At 53.8% G+C, this 17927-nt stretch carries 12 protein-coding genes; 2 read left to right on the forward strand and 10 right to left on the reverse strand.

Annotated features, from left to right (window positions below; translation table 11 throughout):
- Positions 1–48: 48 nt before the first annotated feature.
- The 5 genes from H6F75_RS16195 to H6F75_RS16215 form a co-directional block, all read right to left on the reverse strand.
- Positions 49–876, reverse strand: a complete 828-nt coding sequence (locus H6F75_RS16195; RefSeq protein WP_190753506.1) for an oxidoreductase — start codon at positions 874–876, stop codon at positions 49–51.
- A 330-nt stretch (positions 877–1206) separates the two neighbouring features.
- The gene (locus H6F75_RS16200; RefSeq protein ID WP_190753507.1) at positions 1207–1668 is read right to left on the reverse strand and encodes a cupin domain-containing protein; all 462 of its coding nucleotides are present in this window, start codon (positions 1666–1668) and stop codon (positions 1207–1209) included.
- A gap of 4 nt (positions 1669–1672) precedes the next feature.
- Complete coding sequence (locus H6F75_RS16205) at positions 1673–2398, reverse strand: alpha/beta hydrolase family protein (protein ID WP_190753508.1); 726 nt, start codon at positions 2396–2398, stop codon at positions 1673–1675.
- A gap of 429 nt (positions 2399–2827) precedes the next feature.
- Positions 2828–4264, reverse strand: coding sequence for an FAD-binding oxidoreductase (locus H6F75_RS16210; RefSeq protein ID WP_190753509.1), 1437 nt, complete (start codon positions 4262–4264; stop codon positions 2828–2830).
- 251 nt (positions 4265–4515) lie between these two features.
- Positions 4516–4704: a hypothetical protein gene (locus tag H6F75_RS16215; protein WP_190753510.1), complete on the reverse strand. Its 189-nt coding sequence runs from the start codon at positions 4702–4704 to the stop codon at positions 4516–4518.
- A gap of 188 nt (positions 4705–4892) precedes the next feature.
- On the opposite strand from H6F75_RS16215, the gene H6F75_RS16220 reads away from it, so the two are divergent.
- Positions 4893–5837: an AraC family transcriptional regulator gene (locus H6F75_RS16220; protein WP_190753511.1), complete on the forward strand. Its 945-nt coding sequence runs from the start codon at positions 4893–4895 to the stop codon at positions 5835–5837.
- A 56-nt stretch (positions 5838–5893) separates the two neighbouring features.
- Here H6F75_RS16220 and H6F75_RS16225 read toward each other — a convergent pair whose 3' ends face one another.
- From H6F75_RS16225 to H6F75_RS16245, 5 genes are all read right to left on the reverse strand, one after another.
- On the reverse strand, positions 5894–7102 hold the full coding sequence (locus H6F75_RS16225; RefSeq protein ID WP_190753512.1) for a chromate transporter: 1209 nt from the start codon (positions 7100–7102) through the stop codon (positions 5894–5896).
- A gap of 128 nt (positions 7103–7230) precedes the next feature.
- Entirely contained in the window at positions 7231–8169 is a 939-nt protein-coding gene (locus H6F75_RS16230; protein WP_199303979.1) for a chromate resistance protein ChrB domain-containing protein, read from the reverse strand.
- 1173 nt (positions 8170–9342) lie between these two features.
- On the reverse strand, positions 9343–10605 hold the full coding sequence (locus H6F75_RS16235) for a glycoside hydrolase family 10 protein (protein WP_190753513.1): 1263 nt from the start codon (positions 10603–10605) through the stop codon (positions 9343–9345).
- A gap of 323 nt (positions 10606–10928) precedes the next feature.
- Positions 10929–11447, reverse strand: coding sequence for a hypothetical protein (locus H6F75_RS16240; RefSeq protein WP_190753514.1), 519 nt, complete (start codon positions 11445–11447; stop codon positions 10929–10931).
- A gap of 314 nt (positions 11448–11761) precedes the next feature.
- On the reverse strand, positions 11762–13012 hold the full coding sequence (locus tag H6F75_RS16245) for an HNH endonuclease (RefSeq protein WP_242020063.1): 1251 nt from the start codon (positions 13010–13012) through the stop codon (positions 11762–11764).
- 657 nt (positions 13013–13669) lie between these two features.
- Here H6F75_RS16245 and H6F75_RS16250 point away from each other — a divergent pair.
- On the forward strand, positions 13670–17767 hold the full coding sequence (locus tag H6F75_RS16250) for a CheR family methyltransferase (RefSeq protein WP_242020065.1): 4098 nt from the start codon (positions 13670–13672) through the stop codon (positions 17765–17767).
- The last annotated feature ends 160 nt before the right edge of the window (positions 17768–17927 follow it).

Here is a 17927-nt window from a genome sequence, read left to right on the forward strand (position 1 = left end):
ACTTGAAAGCATTCATTCGGAGTTCTTCCTTACGCCCGCCTGCGCCTCCTACCGGTAATCAGTAGATTCAGCTAGCGCGCGCCATTGCGCCGTTTCCTGCTCAACGTAAGCGTTTTTCTTAGCAATAGCTTGCAGGGTGTCAGTCCCAAGCGGTAGTCGCAGCGGTGGCGTATCAGCATTGGCAAGCTGAAGCATCGCTTGGGCCAGCTTGATGGGGTCGCCCGGCTGTTGATAGCTCAGTTGGGAGGCGATCTGACGAACTTTACCCACGGTCTCCGCGTAATCGGGAATCTCTGCCGTGCGCTGAAGCGAGCTGCCATCGAGAAAACCGGTCCGGAAGTAGCCCGGCTCGACCACAGTGGCATGGATGCCTAAAGGCGCTAACTCATCATGCAGCGCTTCGGTAATGCCCTCAACCGCGAATTTGGTTGAGGAGTAGACGCCCCACCCCGGAGTGGAGCGATAGCCTCCAATCGACGAAAGGTTAATAATATGTCCCGAGCGGCGCTGACGCATGCTGGGTAATACGGCACGGATCACATTCAGCAGCCCGAAGACATTGGTGCGATAGACCCGCTCAACCTCTTGGGCGCTGGTTTCTTCAATGCCGCCCAGAATGCCGAATCCGGCGTTGTTGACCAACACATCAATCTGCCCAAAGCGCTCGAGCGCTGCTGCAACCGCCCCTTGCACCTGAGCCTCATCGGTAACATCTAGGCTAAGGGTCAACACATTGGGGTTCGACTCGAATTGCTCTAAGTCAGCCTTCTTGCGAGACGTTGCAACCAGTTGGTCGCCTGCGGCCAAAACGGCTTTTGCGATTTCGGCCCCAATTCCACGGGAAGCACCGGTAATGAACCATGTTTTCTGAGTCATCGGTCTATCTCCTTTATTGCCTTATCCTTGCATTGCCTTTCGGGCATGGGTTCATAGTAGGGTTTGGGCCAAAGGTTCTAAATACACAGACCTTGCAGATCATTGCCTAATTTTCTCAAGCAGGAGAACGGTGCTTAGAAGCATCCTCTGTAGCAGGCGCAGCAAGACGATGAGAAAGTTACCTCACGACCTGCCACGCCGCTAAGTGTTTACGAAGACACCGGATGGCAAGTGAATTTTTAAAGCACGAGACTATGATTTTCGCTGCCGTGCACTTGCCGTCTTCGCATCGTGTTCATTGCTTCGACTCCACTCAAGGTTGATGGCACACTACTGAGCAGACAGGGGTGTGCCAACGATCCAAGTGTCGTGCTGGCAGGCAAGCTCTGCCCAGCCTTCGGGTGGCGTTTGACCGATTTGAGGGAAGAATTCATCGATACCACCGGGTACGAAGGTGAAGAGCAACCGAGCCCTTCCGGGTCCAAGATTCACCCAGCCATGCACGGTGTTACGGGGCACCACAACCGAGGTTCCGGGTCCAACCTCAAACTCCTCACCCTCGACGTGAAAGCGAAATCTGCCTTCAAGGATTTCAAAGATCTCTTCCCGATCTTGGTGATAGTGGAGTGGTGGCCCCACGAACGGTGGAACATTCACTTCGATAATGGTGAACGCTCCGTTGACATCTTTACTGTGGACGCGGATCGCCATCTGCTCGCCGGGCACTGTGTCGAACCACTCAAGGTTCTCGCTTTGTCCAACAATTGCAACTTTGCTTTGACTGATGTTCATAATGTTAGTCACGTCCTGCTGCGATAATCTTTTCTGCTAAGCCACCCGGATTAGAAAACATCACCTCGTGGCTACCAGACATTTGTACGAATCGAAATAGTCCCAATCGACTAGACATTCTGGGATGCCAGCTCCACTCACCTTGCGGGAGAGCATTATCCTCCGTACAGTAGAGATAACTTTTAGGAATGGACAGCGAGTAAAACTTCTGCAAGTCCAAATTGTCAATCCACGGTTGATAGGGTTCAGGCGATAGTTGCGCGTAAGTTGATTCAGCCAATTCGAGGTCAGCATCGTTGAGAAATGCTTCTCGCCAAGTCTCAAACGGGATCATAATCGTGTTATCGCCCGATTCTCTCGCTAGCTGATCGCATAATGCTTGAGAACTTGGTGGAATGTTATCTCTGAGGCTCTCACCATCATTCAGAACAAAGGCATTGAAGAAGATCAGCCGTCGAATGCGATTGCTAATTGCTTCGGCAACTTTCGCGATAATTGTGCCGCTGAAACTATGTCCTAATAGGACAATATCCGTTAAGTCTTTATCAACAATGTAATTGACAATCGACTGTGTGCATTGAGCATGGTTGACGTTCTTATTCACGCCCTTACCATGTCCCGCGATCGTAGGGGCAAAAGCTTGATGTCCTTTCGCTTCTAGATGTTTGATCACGGGCTTCCAGGCAGAACCATCGTGCCATAAGCCGTGAATTAAGACAAAAGTTGTCATTGAATGACTCCTTACAACGAGGCATGGAAATTAAGTTTGTGCGTAAGCATTTGCTAGTGTTGCAACATCTTTACTGCGTAGCTGCTGCAACATATGAACAAATCACCTAGGCTCCTAATTTGACTTTGATCAAAAGTTTTTCTGCACTTTGCAAAGTGAGCAGAACTGGGTGACTATGGACAGCAATAGATATAGAACCCAGAGACCCTGTACCACCTGCTGCGCGGGCGGCACAGGGTTTAGAATCTGGTTTTTAATTTGGTCTATCTACGGATGGTCAAGGTTCCAGGAGTTTTGTCAGTCAATCAGGTGAACAGGGTAAAGCGCCTCATCAGTTTCCCGTAAAACCTGTAACCTACCCTGTGATTGATTGGGCCTCGATACCCGTAGTATGCGGAAGCCCAACCTACAGGGGACACAAAGCAAATGCTATAAACTCACTGGAGCAGCAAGTGTCGCTGGGGCAACCGTGGGTTTGATATTCTGGTTGCGATGAAACAGATTGGTGGGGTCATACTGATTCTTGAGCGCGACGAGTCGCTCGTATGTGGCAGTCGGATAGACCTCACGAATCCGCTGCTCACCCTCATTCGCCAGGAAGCCCACATAAGCGCCGTTGGCATAGGGTAAGAGTGCCTGAAAGACTCGCTGGGTGCGGGCATCGAGACTGGCAGCATCAGCAAATAATGGTGCGAAGTGAGTGACCAACACCATGCCTTGTTTATCGCGATGAGCAAAGGCTGTTGCATCGGGCGCAACCCGACTCATCGCACCACCCAAAACCCGTAGAGTGATCAGCGTTTCAGGAGACAGGACAGATTGAGTGGATTCAACTAATGCGTGGATCATCTCATCTGAAAACGTCTCGAAGAATTGCGATCGCGAATGATGCTGAAAGCCAGGGATCTCACCCACCGCTGTGAAGGCAAAAATAGCCGAATAGGGCATGGGGGCAATCAGGTCGGCGATCGGGGTAGCAAGCTGACGCAGCGGAGCTACAACCCGCTCACCCTCGCTGATATCCCCGGTGTAGCAGACCATAATCGCGACAACTGGGGTGCCCTGCTTATTGGGTGGGATGAAGGGGGCAGGCGGTGCCAGCATGACCAGAACTTCAGTGGAAAGTTCGTCTGGTGCTGCCGCTGCTAGACGGGTATACTCTCGCAAGATGCGCTCTGCCTCGGTTGCCTCATAAAAGACGGCACCGCCCAGAACAGTTCCACCGGGATGCAGGTTTACCTCGAAAGCCGTCGCAATACCAAAGTTTCCACCGCCACCGCGCAATCCCCAAAACAGTTCGGGATTCTCGTCAGCGCTGGCACGCAGCAGTTGTCCATCTGCCGTAACCAGTTCCACGGCTTGTAGGCGATCGATCGTTAAACCGTAAGCGCGAACCATCCAACCGATGCCACCGCTGAGCAGCAAGCCACCCACACCCACAGAGGCAACGTCGCCTGCCGTCAATGCTAATCCAAAGGGCTGGAGCTTTTCGGCGACTTCACCCCAGGTCAGACCGGGTTCCAGACGGGCTGTGTGACGTTCTGGGTCAACCGTCATCGCCTTCATGTGGGAAAGATCGATCACCAATCCACCAGTATTGGTGCCATGCCCGGCTGCACTATGTCCGCCGCTCCGCACAGAGAGCGTCATTGCGTACTCACGGGCAACATTGACGGCAGTTTTGACATCTTCTGCATCAGCACAGCGCACGATCGCAGCCGGATAGCCATCAGCGAGACCATTCCAAACTTTTCGTTCTGCTTCATAAGCAGGGTTGCCAGGAAGGATTAGTTCACCTCGAAGCTTTGAGGCAAGTATTGCGATCGCCTCTTCGTAATCATGCCGATCCTCCTTTGGGGATGTCATTTGAACATAAGTCTGTTCATTCTGCTCGTATTGAGCAATGCCTTGATCTTGTAACATCAGTTACTTCCTTTCATTGTTTAGAGACAGTAAGAACACTCCTGTTAATCAACAATCTGTGTTATGAACAGTGATTGATTCATACCAACACCCCGCCCTCACCACCCTTTGTAATGGCGTAGTTAATTACGCCATTAATCAAGCTCAATTGTTCCGTAAAAGACTAGAAGTGCCGAAACAAATCCGCAGTTTCCCTACATCCGAGCCTTAACGGCAATATCTACGCTAAGCTTCGGTATATTGAGATTCGACTCAAAGCGGTGCAAAGTATTCTGTTCGTAGGCAGTCGCCGTTAACCAATTCGCTGCTGCTAAAACGGCGGTTATGATTCCGGCTTCAATTCCACGATAAGCACCTGGAATAAGCCCTGCTTTCTGAGCCATCGGTCGCTCTCCTTTATTGCCTTATCCTTGCATTGCCTTTCGGGCATGGATTCATAGTAAGCTTTGGTGAAAAGGCTCTGAGTACATAAATCTCGCAGATCATTGCCTGATTTTCTCAAGCAAGGGAATAGTGCTTAAAATAACCCTATATAATAGGTGCAGCGAAGCGATGAGAGAGATTTAATAATATGCCCCTAAGCGGAGAACTCAGTAGGGTAGATGAATCCCTAACGCATGCGACCACAATTAATGCCTGTCAAGAACTAACGAAACTAGTGGCCCGCCACACGGATGGCAAGGGGAACGGCATCCATTCAACGGCGATCGCTCAGCTAGAATTGATGCGTGAATCTGCGGCTCCTACAACACTCTGCTCGGTGTATGAGCCGACGCTTTGCATTATTCTTCAGGGTAAAAAAGAAACCTTACTGGGTAAGGAAACCTACCACTACGGTGCGGCCCAATACATTGTGGTCACAGTCGATCTGCCGCTCAGTGGAACTATTGTCGAAGCGGCACCGGACAAGCCGTATCTCTGCTTTAAGCTCAGCCTAGACGCGACTCAGCTTTGGGATATTATCGATCAGATCCAGCGCAGTTCGGATAAACAAGAAAGCTCAGTGAGAGGCTTGTTCGTCAGCGATGCCAATGCCCCATTGCTTGACTGTGCCACTCGGCTTACCCGGCTTCTGGATACGCCTGAGGATATTCCATTCCTGGCACCAATGATGATTCGCGAAATTTACTACCGTCTTCTAATGGGCGACCAGAGTGAGGCGGTTTGGCAGATTGCGACCTCCGGTAGCCATATGCAGCGCATTGCAGCGGTAATTAAACAGATCAAAGCTGAGTTCACCAAGTCATTGCGCGTTGATGAGTTGGCCGAGCAAGCGAGTATGTCTTCGGCATCATTTCATCGGCACTTCAAGGCCGTGACTTCGATGAGTCCATTGCAATATCAAAAGCAGTTGAGGTTGTTGGAAGCCCGGCGTTTGATGCTGGCTGAAGACGCGGATGCGACCTACGCGGCGTATCAGGTGGGCTATGAGAGCCCTTCTCAGTTCAGTCGCGAATATTCCCGCATGTTTGGTACCCCGCCAAAAAAGGATATTGAGCGGCTACGAGTGGCTTAAGTATGGCCTGTTCGGCGATCGCACAGCAATGGGCCAGCTGCTGATGGGTTTAAACCTTACAAAGCTGGATGGGTAAGGGGGTAAATGACCAGGCCTAGCAGGGCAGAGACTAGCACAATTAGCGGCTCAGGCAGCTTCTTTTTGAAGGTCAGCAGCAAAGCCAGGGTGACAACAGCCACGATGACTGTAGGAATATCTACCAGCGATCGCTTCCCGAGCACCACTACCGCTCCGGTGATCGCCCCGATCGCCGCCACCGTCACCCCTTCGACAAAGGCTGCTACCCCCGGCTGCTTGCCGTGCTTTTTGAAGTACGGTGCTGGAATAATCGTAAACAGATAGCAGGGCAGAAACGTTGCCAGCGTCGCCACCACTGCCCCGGCCAGCCCCGCCACCAAAAACCCAATAAACCCAACTGTAATCACAATGGGCCCTGGTGTAATCATTGCCACCGCCACGGCATCGACAAATTGTTCAGAATTTAGCCACTGCAACTCATTCACCAGTCCGCCGTAGAGAAAGGGCACGATCGCCAGGCCACTGCCAAACACAAACGCCCCTGCCTTAATAAAGAAGGTGAAGATTTGCCAGAGGATGCCTGGCTCGGTGGCTGGAATAGCCATCAGAGTCGGCAGGAAAGGCACTACAGCAAAACTAGATAGCCGTTTAGGACGCCACTGCTTGGGGGGAGCCTTCACCAACCACACCAGCACTCCCGCCGCCAAAATCAGAGCAATTTTCTCAGACTCGGTGATCACCGTGACCGCCGCCGAGACAATGTAAATCGCCCAAAACAGCCAGTCTTGGCCGATAGTTTTGACCGTGAGCTTATAGCTGCTGTTGGCAATGATGCCGATTACCGCGGCACCGACCGTGTAAAAAATAGCCTGCATCCAGGGCAAGCCACCATACACTGTGTAGGCCCACCCCAGCGCCAGCACCATCAAAAAGGCCGGTAGGGGAAAGATTAGCCCCGTCAGCGTTGCCCCCAGAGTGCCGTAGTGGACATAGCCCATGTAGATCGCTAGCTGCTCGGCCAATGGGCCAGGGGCCAACTGCGCCAGCGATAAACCTTCTTTGTAGTCTGACTCAGAAATCCAGCCGCGCTCCTCTACCAGGTCGCGTTTCATATAGCCCACCAGGGCAATGGGGCCGCCAAAACCCCAGGTGCCCAACTTGAGGAAGTACAGCACTATCTGCCCTAGAGAATAAGGCGGTGACGCTTCGGGTTGGGGTTCTGCTTGCGGATCTAGGGCATCGGCCATGGGTTGATTTTTATGATGACAGAACAGTGCTCTCTGAAACTATTCAGAAAATGGTCAATCAAAACTGTAAGGCTTGTTTCTTTTAAGAGCAACACCTGTTGCATAAAGTTTGGGGTGTCTGACCTAGCTCACTGCTCAGCAGCTTGAGGGGCAGAGGAATCCAGTGGAGTGGCCCGCTCCTGAGCCAGGGTGGCGTACAGCCCTTCAAACAGAGCGATGCCGTGCATCTCTAGGGCAGCATCAGAGAAATTGGCCAGTAGCCAGCCCCGCAGCAGGGCATCGACCCCCGCAGTTTGGGGCTGGCGGTATTGACCATCGCGCAGGTCAATTTCATGCACGATCTGGCCCAGCACCTGTAGAGCTGGATTGTCGTCTAAACCAAAGGCTCTGACCATAACCTCAAAGGTGCACAGATTGCCCTGGTGCTGAAAGTCGCCCTGGCTCATGTCAAAGGTGACTTCGTCGGCTGCCGCCGTTTTGGCATAGCGAATTACGGCGTTGGGATCAATGAAGCGGCGAATCAGCCAGATGCAGGCCAGGCGATCGACGTGGGGCCGGGGCCGAGTCACCCACGATCGCTGCTGATACTGGTCTAGGGCGGCAGGGGCAATGGCGATCGCCCCCGGTGCAGGCGTCAAGGCTTCAACCATCTGGTTGAGGTAGGCCATCACTTGCGCCCCCTCAGGACAGTCAAAAAAGTCGATGCGGCGGATGTCGGCATAGTGTCTATAGAGCTTTTCGAGGCGCTCCTGTAGATCGCCTCGCGCCTCAAGGTCAAGGGAGTTGGCCAGCGCTGTCGCCTGGGCCTCTAGCTCGGCGTAGTCGTCACGCCGAGCGGCGCGAAACCGCTCGACAATCTCAGAGTCGGACAGGCCCTCAAACTGCTCAACCCGCATGATCAGCGCTTCTCCACTGGCTTTTTGCACCTCCTGGGCTAGCCACTGAAACGCTTCGAGGCACTCATCGCGCTCGGGCAGCACCTGAACACTGTTGAAGGCGATCGCACCCAGGCGCTTCAGCCGCCGCCACAGGGTTACCCTCGGGCTCGATGAGGCTTTCGAGGGCAAAGAATAGGAAAAAACCAGCCAACTCACGCCATGACCTCTACTCAAGAGCCAGAGTAACGGATATAGCTATGAGGGGCAACAGGTGTTGCGATGCGCCTGTGAAACTCCGTTTACGCCAAACAGCTTATCTCTGCTACCGCCCCCACTGACGAGGGCATCCTAGGCAAGTAACAGGCAGAAGGCCTGAATCGGTAGATGCACCCTGAGAACTAACCCCCACCAGCACCATTAGCCCGTGGGGGTTTTTGTTTGGTCTCTGCGCAGGCACTACCCCACCTCTATCCCTAGTCCCTTCTGCATGCACGCGATCGCATTGGAGTGATGCAACTATTTGCTTGTCTAATGAATTGGTTAAGCAGTCAGTTGACTGAGCACCTTTCCAATTTGCGAAGAGTTGTCGAGCGTTGTGATGATAGCCGATGTCTCGCCTTTAGACGGTAGGGGCAAGCTGTTCTTAGTAGGGGGCACAAGCTGGTAGAACTTGCTGATTAAGTTGCTGGTCAATTCGCCGGTTAATCAACCAGCTACTCAATGTCATCTAACTCCTCAGGCCCCCAGAAGGTTAACCATTCCTCGTCTGACGGTCCCCAGAACCTCATCCAGTCGGGTTCTATTGCGGGGGCCTGAGGTGAGTTGCCGCTAGGGCGCTGAGCAACGGGCGTAGGTGGCTCAAAGTCAGGGCATCGCTGCTGCTCTGGCCCGGCTGGATGCACCCCACAGACCAGGTAGGGACTGCGCGCGTTAAAACGACAGCTCCGGCATTGCCGCGTAGAGGAGAGGTTGATAGAAACGTTGACCATTGCCGATGCACAGCTGCTGTCTACGCGAGTTGATAAGCCAATTTTAGCCCTTACCTAGTTCAGTACCCATTCCAAGCTGGGCACTAGGGAACTTTTGGGTTCTGTAAGTGACAGGAGTCACAGTTTACCGAAAGGTTGAGGGACTTTGGGTGCAAACCAAGTTTTGATGAATAGAACCAGGAACTCTGTCTACGGTCTTGAGTCTAAGGCATTGTAAGAGAGGCAGCAGCCACTCCTTCTAACACAGTCGGCTTATAACGAACTCTATATAGTGAAACCGCCCCCGGTGCCTTGTGCACTGGGGGTTATTTAATGGGAGCACCCAAAGCACTGGTTCGATTCGGTTGTCCACCGTTAAATTCACGGGCATCGCTCAACTTCTAGTCACGGCTGGCCTGGGGCTGTTGGCAATGCTGGGGCGCTGTCGGGGAGTGACAAACAGGCGCTGCATGGCCTGGGTGCGATCGCTACTGGTTTCTCCCTCCGCCACTGTCCACACCGTGTCGTAGAAGAAGAATGAGACCCCAGCGAAGCCCATACCCCGGGCCGTCTGCACCTGCTGTTGGATCAGCGCCATGGGCACAGGTCGATCCTTCAACCCGCTGAGAATGCCAACGCCGGTGGGAATATGGCGACGAGCCTGCTGAAGGGCGCGATCGCGCAGGGCGTTGCGAAAGCTGGCCAGGTTATCGCGGTAAATCTGAACGACTAGCTCTTCGATGTACCCCTTTTCCCGCCAGCGGGGCCAGTCTTGGAGATGGTGGGTATAGGCAAAGGTGGCCGGGTTAGGTGAAACCGATAGCACCGCGTTGGGTCGTCTTGCTTTGACCGTCCAAAACACCTGCTCGACAAATGCGGTGATTTTGTCGGCCCGCCAGCGGGTCCACTCGGCGTCGTAGGGGTTGGCTGGTGGCGCTTGGCCTCGATGCTCCTGGCGATACAGGTTGATGGTGTAAGGGTCGTAGCCAAAGGCCACCGGCAAGCTGAAGTGATCATCGAGCTGTAGCCCGTCTACCTCATAGTTATCCATCAGCTCGGCAACCAGGTCGAGAATGAACTGTTGCACCTCTGGGTGAAACGGATTGAGCCACACTCGGGGGTGTCTACCCTCCTGCTCTCGGCTGGCTGCGGGCAGAACCCCCTGCTTTTGGGTCAGCCAGTCAGGATGGCGCTGCGCCAAGGGTGAGTCGGTCGGGGCCATGAAGCCAAACTCAAACCAAGGGATCACGCTGAGGCCGAGGTCTTTAGCGGTTTGAGCCACTTCGAGCAGCATGTCGCGATCGCCCTGGGCCGCTTCTAAGGCCTCATTGCGCCCCTGGTTCTCTAAGTCGGGATAGAGACCCTGTTTATAGCCCGTTGCACGTTCTGCCACCTGACTGGGGTAGAGTGTGTAGCCCCAGCTCCACACCGCTGGGTAGACAGTGTTGAAGCGGTTGTTGGCCAGCTGTTGCAGCGAGTCTTTGACCGCTTGCTCTGAAAAGAGCACTTGGCTGTCGACATTGGTCAGCCAGACTCCCCGAATTTCGGCGGGTGCATTGGCAATGGCCTGCGCTGGCAACAACCCGATCGCGCCTTGAGCGATCCCGATCACCAGGGCTGTCAATACAGCGAGACCTAAATAGCAAAACCGTCTCATGGCATTTCCCAAATAGCCCTGCGGGCGTTCTCGAATCTATTACTAAATGCCAGTATTTCGGATCGATTTTCTGAACTCGTCAGCCTGATATTCAACTGGTACACAGGTCTGAGAGATGGTTTAGAAATCGCCTAGGCGCTCCTTGCAGCAGGCGGGTTGAGTAAAGTGCTCCCGCAAGACCAAGTCTGTCAATACACGCTTTGGAGGGCAAGGATATTACTCTAGAGTCGGGAGTATTTATTGTGATGCCCGCCAACGCGCCCAAACTCTGAAGGCGATCGCAAATCTGGCCTTCTTACCCTGCCTTAGTTCAAATCCAAAAACTAACAACCAGCGTCACCTAAAACTGGAATTTCCGTCATTTCTCCGTTCTGCTGAAGTTGCAGGGTGCCTTCTACAGAGACCGACTCAATTTCTCCCGGGTCACCCTGGGTGACATCGACTTGCAGCTCAATGGCGTTATCTGGGCTGGCAAAAGTTTGCGAGGTCTGTTGTCCGTAAAACTCATCACCCGATGCGGCGATGCGACGAAAGCGGATAAACTCGCCATCGAGTTTCATGAGGGCAACGGCATCGGTTGAGGGTTGAGCTAAGCCGTTAAAGAAGAGATACCCCGTTGCGCGCAGGCCATCATCCCGGTGCCATAGCGTCATGCCGCAGCCACCTCCATCTTGAGCAAACAGTTCGTCAAGGGTAAATTGATCAATTACCGGGAGCGTGGGATTAGAGGTAGGGTCGCTCACTGGTGACGATGGGGTTTGGGGCCGGTTGCCTACTGGAGTGCAAGCCACGACCACGGGCGTCAATAGCAGAGCCAGCAGCAGGGATGGTAGTCGTTTCATCACTGGGTTGCCTCACGATAGACAGCGTAACTAGAGACTACTCAGGACTATCACAATTCATCGAGGTTTACAGACTTGTGAGGGCATCTTCTTAAGCTGGAGTTCCTGACGCCCATAAGCTATGTACAAATAGTAGAATTCATAACTCAGAGCTTAGGATAAGGCATCGGGACTTTGATCTAGAACCGCCAGAGCTTCTCGTCTCAGGCGCGTTTGGGCCCGATTTTGCGTAGGGAAACGAGCATAAGGGCGATCGCCAGACAGCTGTAGACCCTAACAACGCACTGTAGGCAACAGATAGCCTTATCGCTGCTCTAGCTCTCTGCAACAGCCTCATTTGCCAACATCGGGTCAGCGGCAAACAACTGCTGCCACCACCGCTGCACCTCTTGCGACGAGGCGTCTAGCAGGGCATTCCCCTGGGCGATCGCCTCCGCGTACTGAGCCTTGGCCTCATCCCCACAGCCGCCCGCCTCCACATGGCGAACAATCGACTGCACAATCGGCAGCGCAATGCCTACCCCAAACAACGCATTGAAGCCGACAACCACCGCAGGAGCCGACAAAACCACCACAATCTCAGGGAACAGCGCCATCACCGCCACCAAAATGAGAAAGAAGATCGGCGTAGCAACGCCCGCACTGACCGCCGCTGCCACAATTTTGTCGCGAAACTCATCTGCGGTAATGTCACCTCGGTAGAGGTCTAGGGTGTAGGCCAGTGCCGTCACCAGCGCTTGAGTTAGCACCGCCGTGCCCGTGGCCGCCAGACCCAGTTGCGCGATCGTTGCTGAGTTTTTGAGCACCGAATCCACGGCGTTATAGAAGCGAATGTAGGTCTGCTCACCCCCAGTCATTGTGGCCGAGCCGCGGCGAATATTGTCTGCGCCCAGCTCCCACACAACATTCTCGGCCCCATTGCTGCCCCCCTTAGCGTGAGCCTGAATGTGGCTGCCATGTTTGTCCGACAAAAAGACCCGAATATCCCACTCGCTGGCCCCAAGTTTAGACGTACCAGGGATTTTATCGAACAGCCCCATCACGTCGGCATCCGATCGCGGCGCATCACTCAACCGGGTGCCCGCCCTTTGCAATCGACGCGCCAAAGCCGGCATTTCCTGGGCCAGCTCTTGAGCGGTGCGGGGCAGAGCTTTGAGGGCATTGGCCGTGACCATGCCAGAGGTGCCTAAAGCTGCGATCGCCCCCTGCCACTCTTCCAGGGCCTTACCCATCGCTTCTAGGCTTTGCTGCGACTGCTTTTGCCCCGTCTCCTGTAGATCACGAAGCGTGGCCAGACTGGTTACGGTCAGCTCTTGAGCAGTTTGCTGAGCACCTTCGCCAGCAATTTTGACATACCCCAGCGCACTGTCTATCCCCTCAGCCCCTTGTTCAACCGTTTTTTGAGCAATCTGCTGGGCCTGTTGCAAGGTCTGCGCACTGGTAGTCGCGAGATCTTCGGTGGCCTGCTGGGCTGCGGCGACGGCTTTATCAATTTGGCCGTTGATGTGCTGGTTGGTTGCCGATGCTGCGTCTGCAAGCTGTTTAGCGCGATCCCAAAGGTTCATCAGGTTATTTCCCCATCCAGAGGGGGCAAAAAATATTGTCAAAACGGGACAGTTCCCTGTTACTAGACTGCCCTTTAAGCGTGCTGGGACGCTGCCATTGTCCAAGCCCTTTGCAGAGTCCTCACAAACAGGGGAAGGGCGCTACTTGGGTGATCATCGGGTTGCGATCGCCTCCACCTCCTCCTCCAACACAACCAGATACCGCTGTGGCGCCGCCATCGACGACCACCCGCCTAAGTTTTGAATCATTTTTAGCCTTATCCAAGCGGGTCGCCCAAGTGCGCCGGTTACTATGGGTGCGGTAGTTCCGCAATCCTGGAGGTCGCACGCCTTTCTCAACGGTGAACGGGCCAGGTCTGCGGTGTTGTCGGTCATGGTTTTGGATAGGTGAAGTGTGCGGTGGGCAGTCAGAGGCCCACTGACCGCTTGTCGGACTAAGAGTTGTCAAAAGGGAGATGTGTTGAAACTTTTTGACCTATATGGTTGTGCCAGAAGAGCACAATGGTAGATATAACGTTTCAGAACATTTTTAGTTCTGAAACTCAGCGTGCTTGTATTGTTCGTCACTTCTTTTAACAAATTACTTAATGCATCATTTTTGCTTTCATGGATTTAAATCCTTCAGTTAGAACCGATGCGCCATTTCCGATTGTGGGGATGGCTGCTTCTGCGGGCGGCCTGGAAGCGTTCATAAACCTGATCTCTAACTTGCCAGCCGACACGGGCATGGCATTTGTGCTGATTCAGCACCTAGCGCCTGACCATGAGAGCCAGCTGGCTGAGATCTTGGGCAGAGTCACCCCAATGGCGGTGCAGCAGGTGCAAGACCAGATGGCGATCGCGCCCAACCAGATTTACGTGATTCCGCCTAACACTCAAATGACGTTGATAGATGGGGCCTTTTGTCTGGCGGCGCGCCAAAAAACTCAGGGCAAATATATGCCGGGGGATGCGTTTTTTGAGTCGTTGGCTGCGGATTGGGGCAATAAAGCGATCGCAGTCGTGCTGTCGGGCATGGATGGCGACGGTTCGCAGGGGTTAAAAGCGATTAGGGTGGCGGGCGGTGTGACCTTTGCCCAGTGCGAAGACAGCGCCAGGTATGACAGTATGCCGAATACGGCGGTTGCTACCGGAGACGTTGATTTTGTGCTGCCGCCCGAGGCGATCGCCGCAGAGTTGGTCAACATCAGCCGCAGCCCGCTGTTGACCGTCTCAGAGCCGCTTCAGGGCGTGAAGGAGCTGCCTCAGGCGGACGATGCCTTGACCACCATTTTTGCGCTGCTGCGAACGATGAAGGGCGTTGACTTCACGTTTTACAAATCTAAGACGATCGATCGCCGCATGCAGCGCCGGATGCTGCTGTATAAACTCGACACCTTGGAAGACTATGCTCAGCACCTGCAAGAGCACCCGGCTGAGGTGCAAGCTCTACATGATGAGATTCTGATCCACGTCACGAGTTTCTTCCGGGACCCGGACACTTTTGAGCAGCTAAAAGCACAGGTTTTTCCAACCATTAGCCAAAACAAAGCCGCAGACACGCCCATTCGAATCTGGGTGGCGGGGTGCTCGACGGGGGAAGAAGTCTACTCGATCGCCATTTGCCTACTAGAGTTTTTTAGCGATCGCGCCACTGTTCCGCCGATTCAGATTTTTGCCACCGACATCAGCGAAGCCGCGATCGCCAAAGCTAGGGCAGGCGTTTACTTAGAAAGCCAAATGGGGGGCGTCTCGCCCGAGCGGCTCAGCCGCTTTTTCTTCCCGGTGGCCGCCGGAGGCTACCAAATTAGCAGCGCTGTCCGAGAACTCTGTGTCTTTGCGCGGCACGATTTAGGCAGCGATCCGCCGTTCTCTAATCTTGACCTGATTAGCTGTCGCAACGTGCTGATTTATTTATCGAGTGCGTTGCAAGAGCGCATCATCGCTATTTTTCACTACAGTCTCAACCTCAACGGCTTTCTCGTGCTGGGCGCGTCTGAAAGCGTCAAAACCGCCTCAGACCTATTTGCGTCGGTTCACGAGGCCGCCAAAATTTATGCGCGCAAGCTGACCTTGACTCGTCCTCTGTTTTCATTCACCACCAGGGTTCACCCCGCTGTCGGTAGCGATCGCCCGCCGCGAGTGATTGAAACCACCAGCAATAATTTTGATGTAGTGCGAGAAGTTGACCAGCTCATCGCCGCTCGCTACGCCCCGGTGTCTGTAATTATCAACGACCAAATGCAGATTCTCCACCTGCGCGGCGACACCGACCCCTATCTGAAGCTACCCACTGGCACCACTGACCTCAACGTGTTGATGATGGCCCGAGAAGGGCTAATACTGCCCCTGCGCACCGCTATCTATCAAGCTCAAACTCAAAACATTGTGGTGCGACAAGAACAGATTCAGCTGGAATCTGGTGAGGACTCAGCGTACCTCAACCTAGAAGTAATTCCATTTCAGCCGACCACTGCATCCACAGTTTATTTTTTGGTGATCTTTGAAGCGGTTTTGCTACCGGTTCTCCCCACCTCAGCGGCGGCTGAGCGTCAGGAACCGGAAGACCTAGAGCGCGAGAACTTGCAGCTTCGTCAAGCTCTGTCTGCTGCAATCCAGCGAGAACTTTCGGCGCAGGCGCATTTGCAGACGGTGATTGAGGAACACAGCCACCTCAACCAAAATCTGCGAGTAGCCAATGAAGAAATCCTGTCGAGCAACGAGGAGTTGCAAAGCACTAACGAAGAGCTTCAAACGGCCAAAGAAGAGATTCAAGCTGCCAATGAAGAACTCTCTACCACCAACGACGAACTTCGCAGCCGCCACCTGCAACAAATTCGAGACAATAGTGATCTCAACAACCTGGTTGACAGCATCAGTGTGCCAATTTTAATTCTCGACAATGAGCTAAAAATTCGCCGGCTTACGACCACAGCGCAGCGTTTGTTCAACTTCATTCCTAGCGATGTCGGCAGACCGTTTAGCGACCTGCGCACCGATTTTGACGTTTCCAGCTTGGAGTCTATGGCGTTAGAGGTGCTAGAGACGCTCAACACCAAAGAACAGGAGATTCAAACCCGCACCGGCCATTGGTATTCCCTGCGGATTCGTCCCTATCGCACGACAGAAAACCTGATTGACGGCGTAACCATAGTTTTTCTCGACATCGACGCGCTCAAACGCCATGCTGCCGTCTTAGAGGCGGCTCGTGACTATGCAGAAGCGATCATCGAGACGGTACCCACCCCCTTAGTTGTGCTAGATGCCGCTCTGCGAGTGGACATGGTCAATCGCGCGTTCCGCGACATGTTTCAGACGTCAGCATCAACGTTTGTGCGCTCGTCCCTGTTTGACCTCAGCAACGGACAGTGGAATAGTCCCCAACTGCGATCGCGCTTAGCAGACGTGCTCAGCCATGACAGTCGGCTGCAAAATTTTGAGATGGACTATTGGTCTGAGCCAACTGGGCAAAAAACGCTGCTGCTCAATGCCTGCAAGCTACAACGTGACGATGAGACGGCGATGGTTTTGCTCGCGATCGAAGACATTACCGAGCGCCAGCGGTTTGAAAGCGAGCGATCCCAACTCCTCGCCCAAGAACAGACCGCCCGTCAGCAGGCCGAAACAGCCAACCTCGCCAAAGATGAGTTCCTCTCCAACCTCTCCCACGAACTCCGCAATCCTCTCAACGCCATACTCGGCTGGGCGCAGCAGCTTCGTGCGCGTGCCCTCGAAGAGACGACTATTATCCGTGCTTTAGAGACGATTGAGCGCAATGCCAGGATGCAATCCCAACTGATTGAGGATATTTTAGATACCTCTCGGATTGTTAACGGCAGGCTCATTCTTCGCCCGGCTCCGCTCGAACTGCGCTCAGTGGTGCAGGCTGCGATCGAGACCGTTCAACTTTCAGCCGACGCCAAACAGATTGAAATTGTGGCTCAGCTCAATGCTGGAACGGTAGTTGGGGATGCCAATCAATTGCAGCAAGTCTTTTGGAATTTGCTGTCAAACGCGATTAAATTTACCCCGCCCAACGGACGCATTGAAATCACCCTAGAGCGGGTGCAGGGGCAGGCTCAAATTCGGGTTACTGACACCGGGCAGGGCATTACAGCCGATTTATTGCCGCATGTTTTTGAGCGCTTCCGTCAGGGTGACTCTAGCACCACCAAAGCAAAGCCCGGTTTGGGCCTAGGGCTCGCGATCGCCCAGCAGCTAGTAGAACTGCACGGCGGTACCCTGCAAGCCACCAGCCCCGGTGAAGGCCAAGGCGCCACGTTCATTGTCAGGTTGCCGCTAGACGGGCGCTCCCAAGCACCGCCATTCACTGATTTAGAGTCGCCTGCATTAGAAGGTTCAAGCGCTCCAGTTGCGTCGGTAGACGGCCTGCAAATTTTGGCAGTAGATGACGAAATTGATACCCTTGAGCTATTCAAATTTGTGCTAGGAAACTATGGGGCTAACGTGGCAACTGTGGCCTCTGCCAGCGAAGCCCTAGCGGCTCTAAGTGATAATTCCAATCGGTACAACGTGCTAATTTGCGATATTGGCATGCCCGAGCAAGACGGCTATTGGTTGATTCAGCAAGTGCGATCGCTGAGTGCAGATGCCGACGGGCAAATTCCAGCCATCGCGCTGACGGCCTATGTGGATGAGGCCGACCGACAACGGGCGATCGCCGCCGGATTTCAGCGTCATCTGGCGAAACCTGTGGACCCAGAGGACCTTATCAGAGCGATCGTGTCGCTCCATAGCAGTTCTAGTGAATCGTGAAAATCTGTAGGGCAGATGCTCTGCCTGCCTCTATTTTCGCCAAACAGCTTACCCCTGCTACCGCCCCCACTGACGAGGGCATCTTAGACAAGTAATAGGCAGAAGTCCTGAATCATAGATACCTCCTGAGAACTAACCCCCACCGGCACCGCTAGCCCGT

The sequence above is a fragment of the Nodosilinea sp. FACHB-131 genome (assembly GCF_014695395.1).
Classification (GTDB): domain Bacteria; phylum Cyanobacteriota; class Cyanobacteriia; order Phormidesmidales; family Phormidesmidaceae; genus Nodosilinea.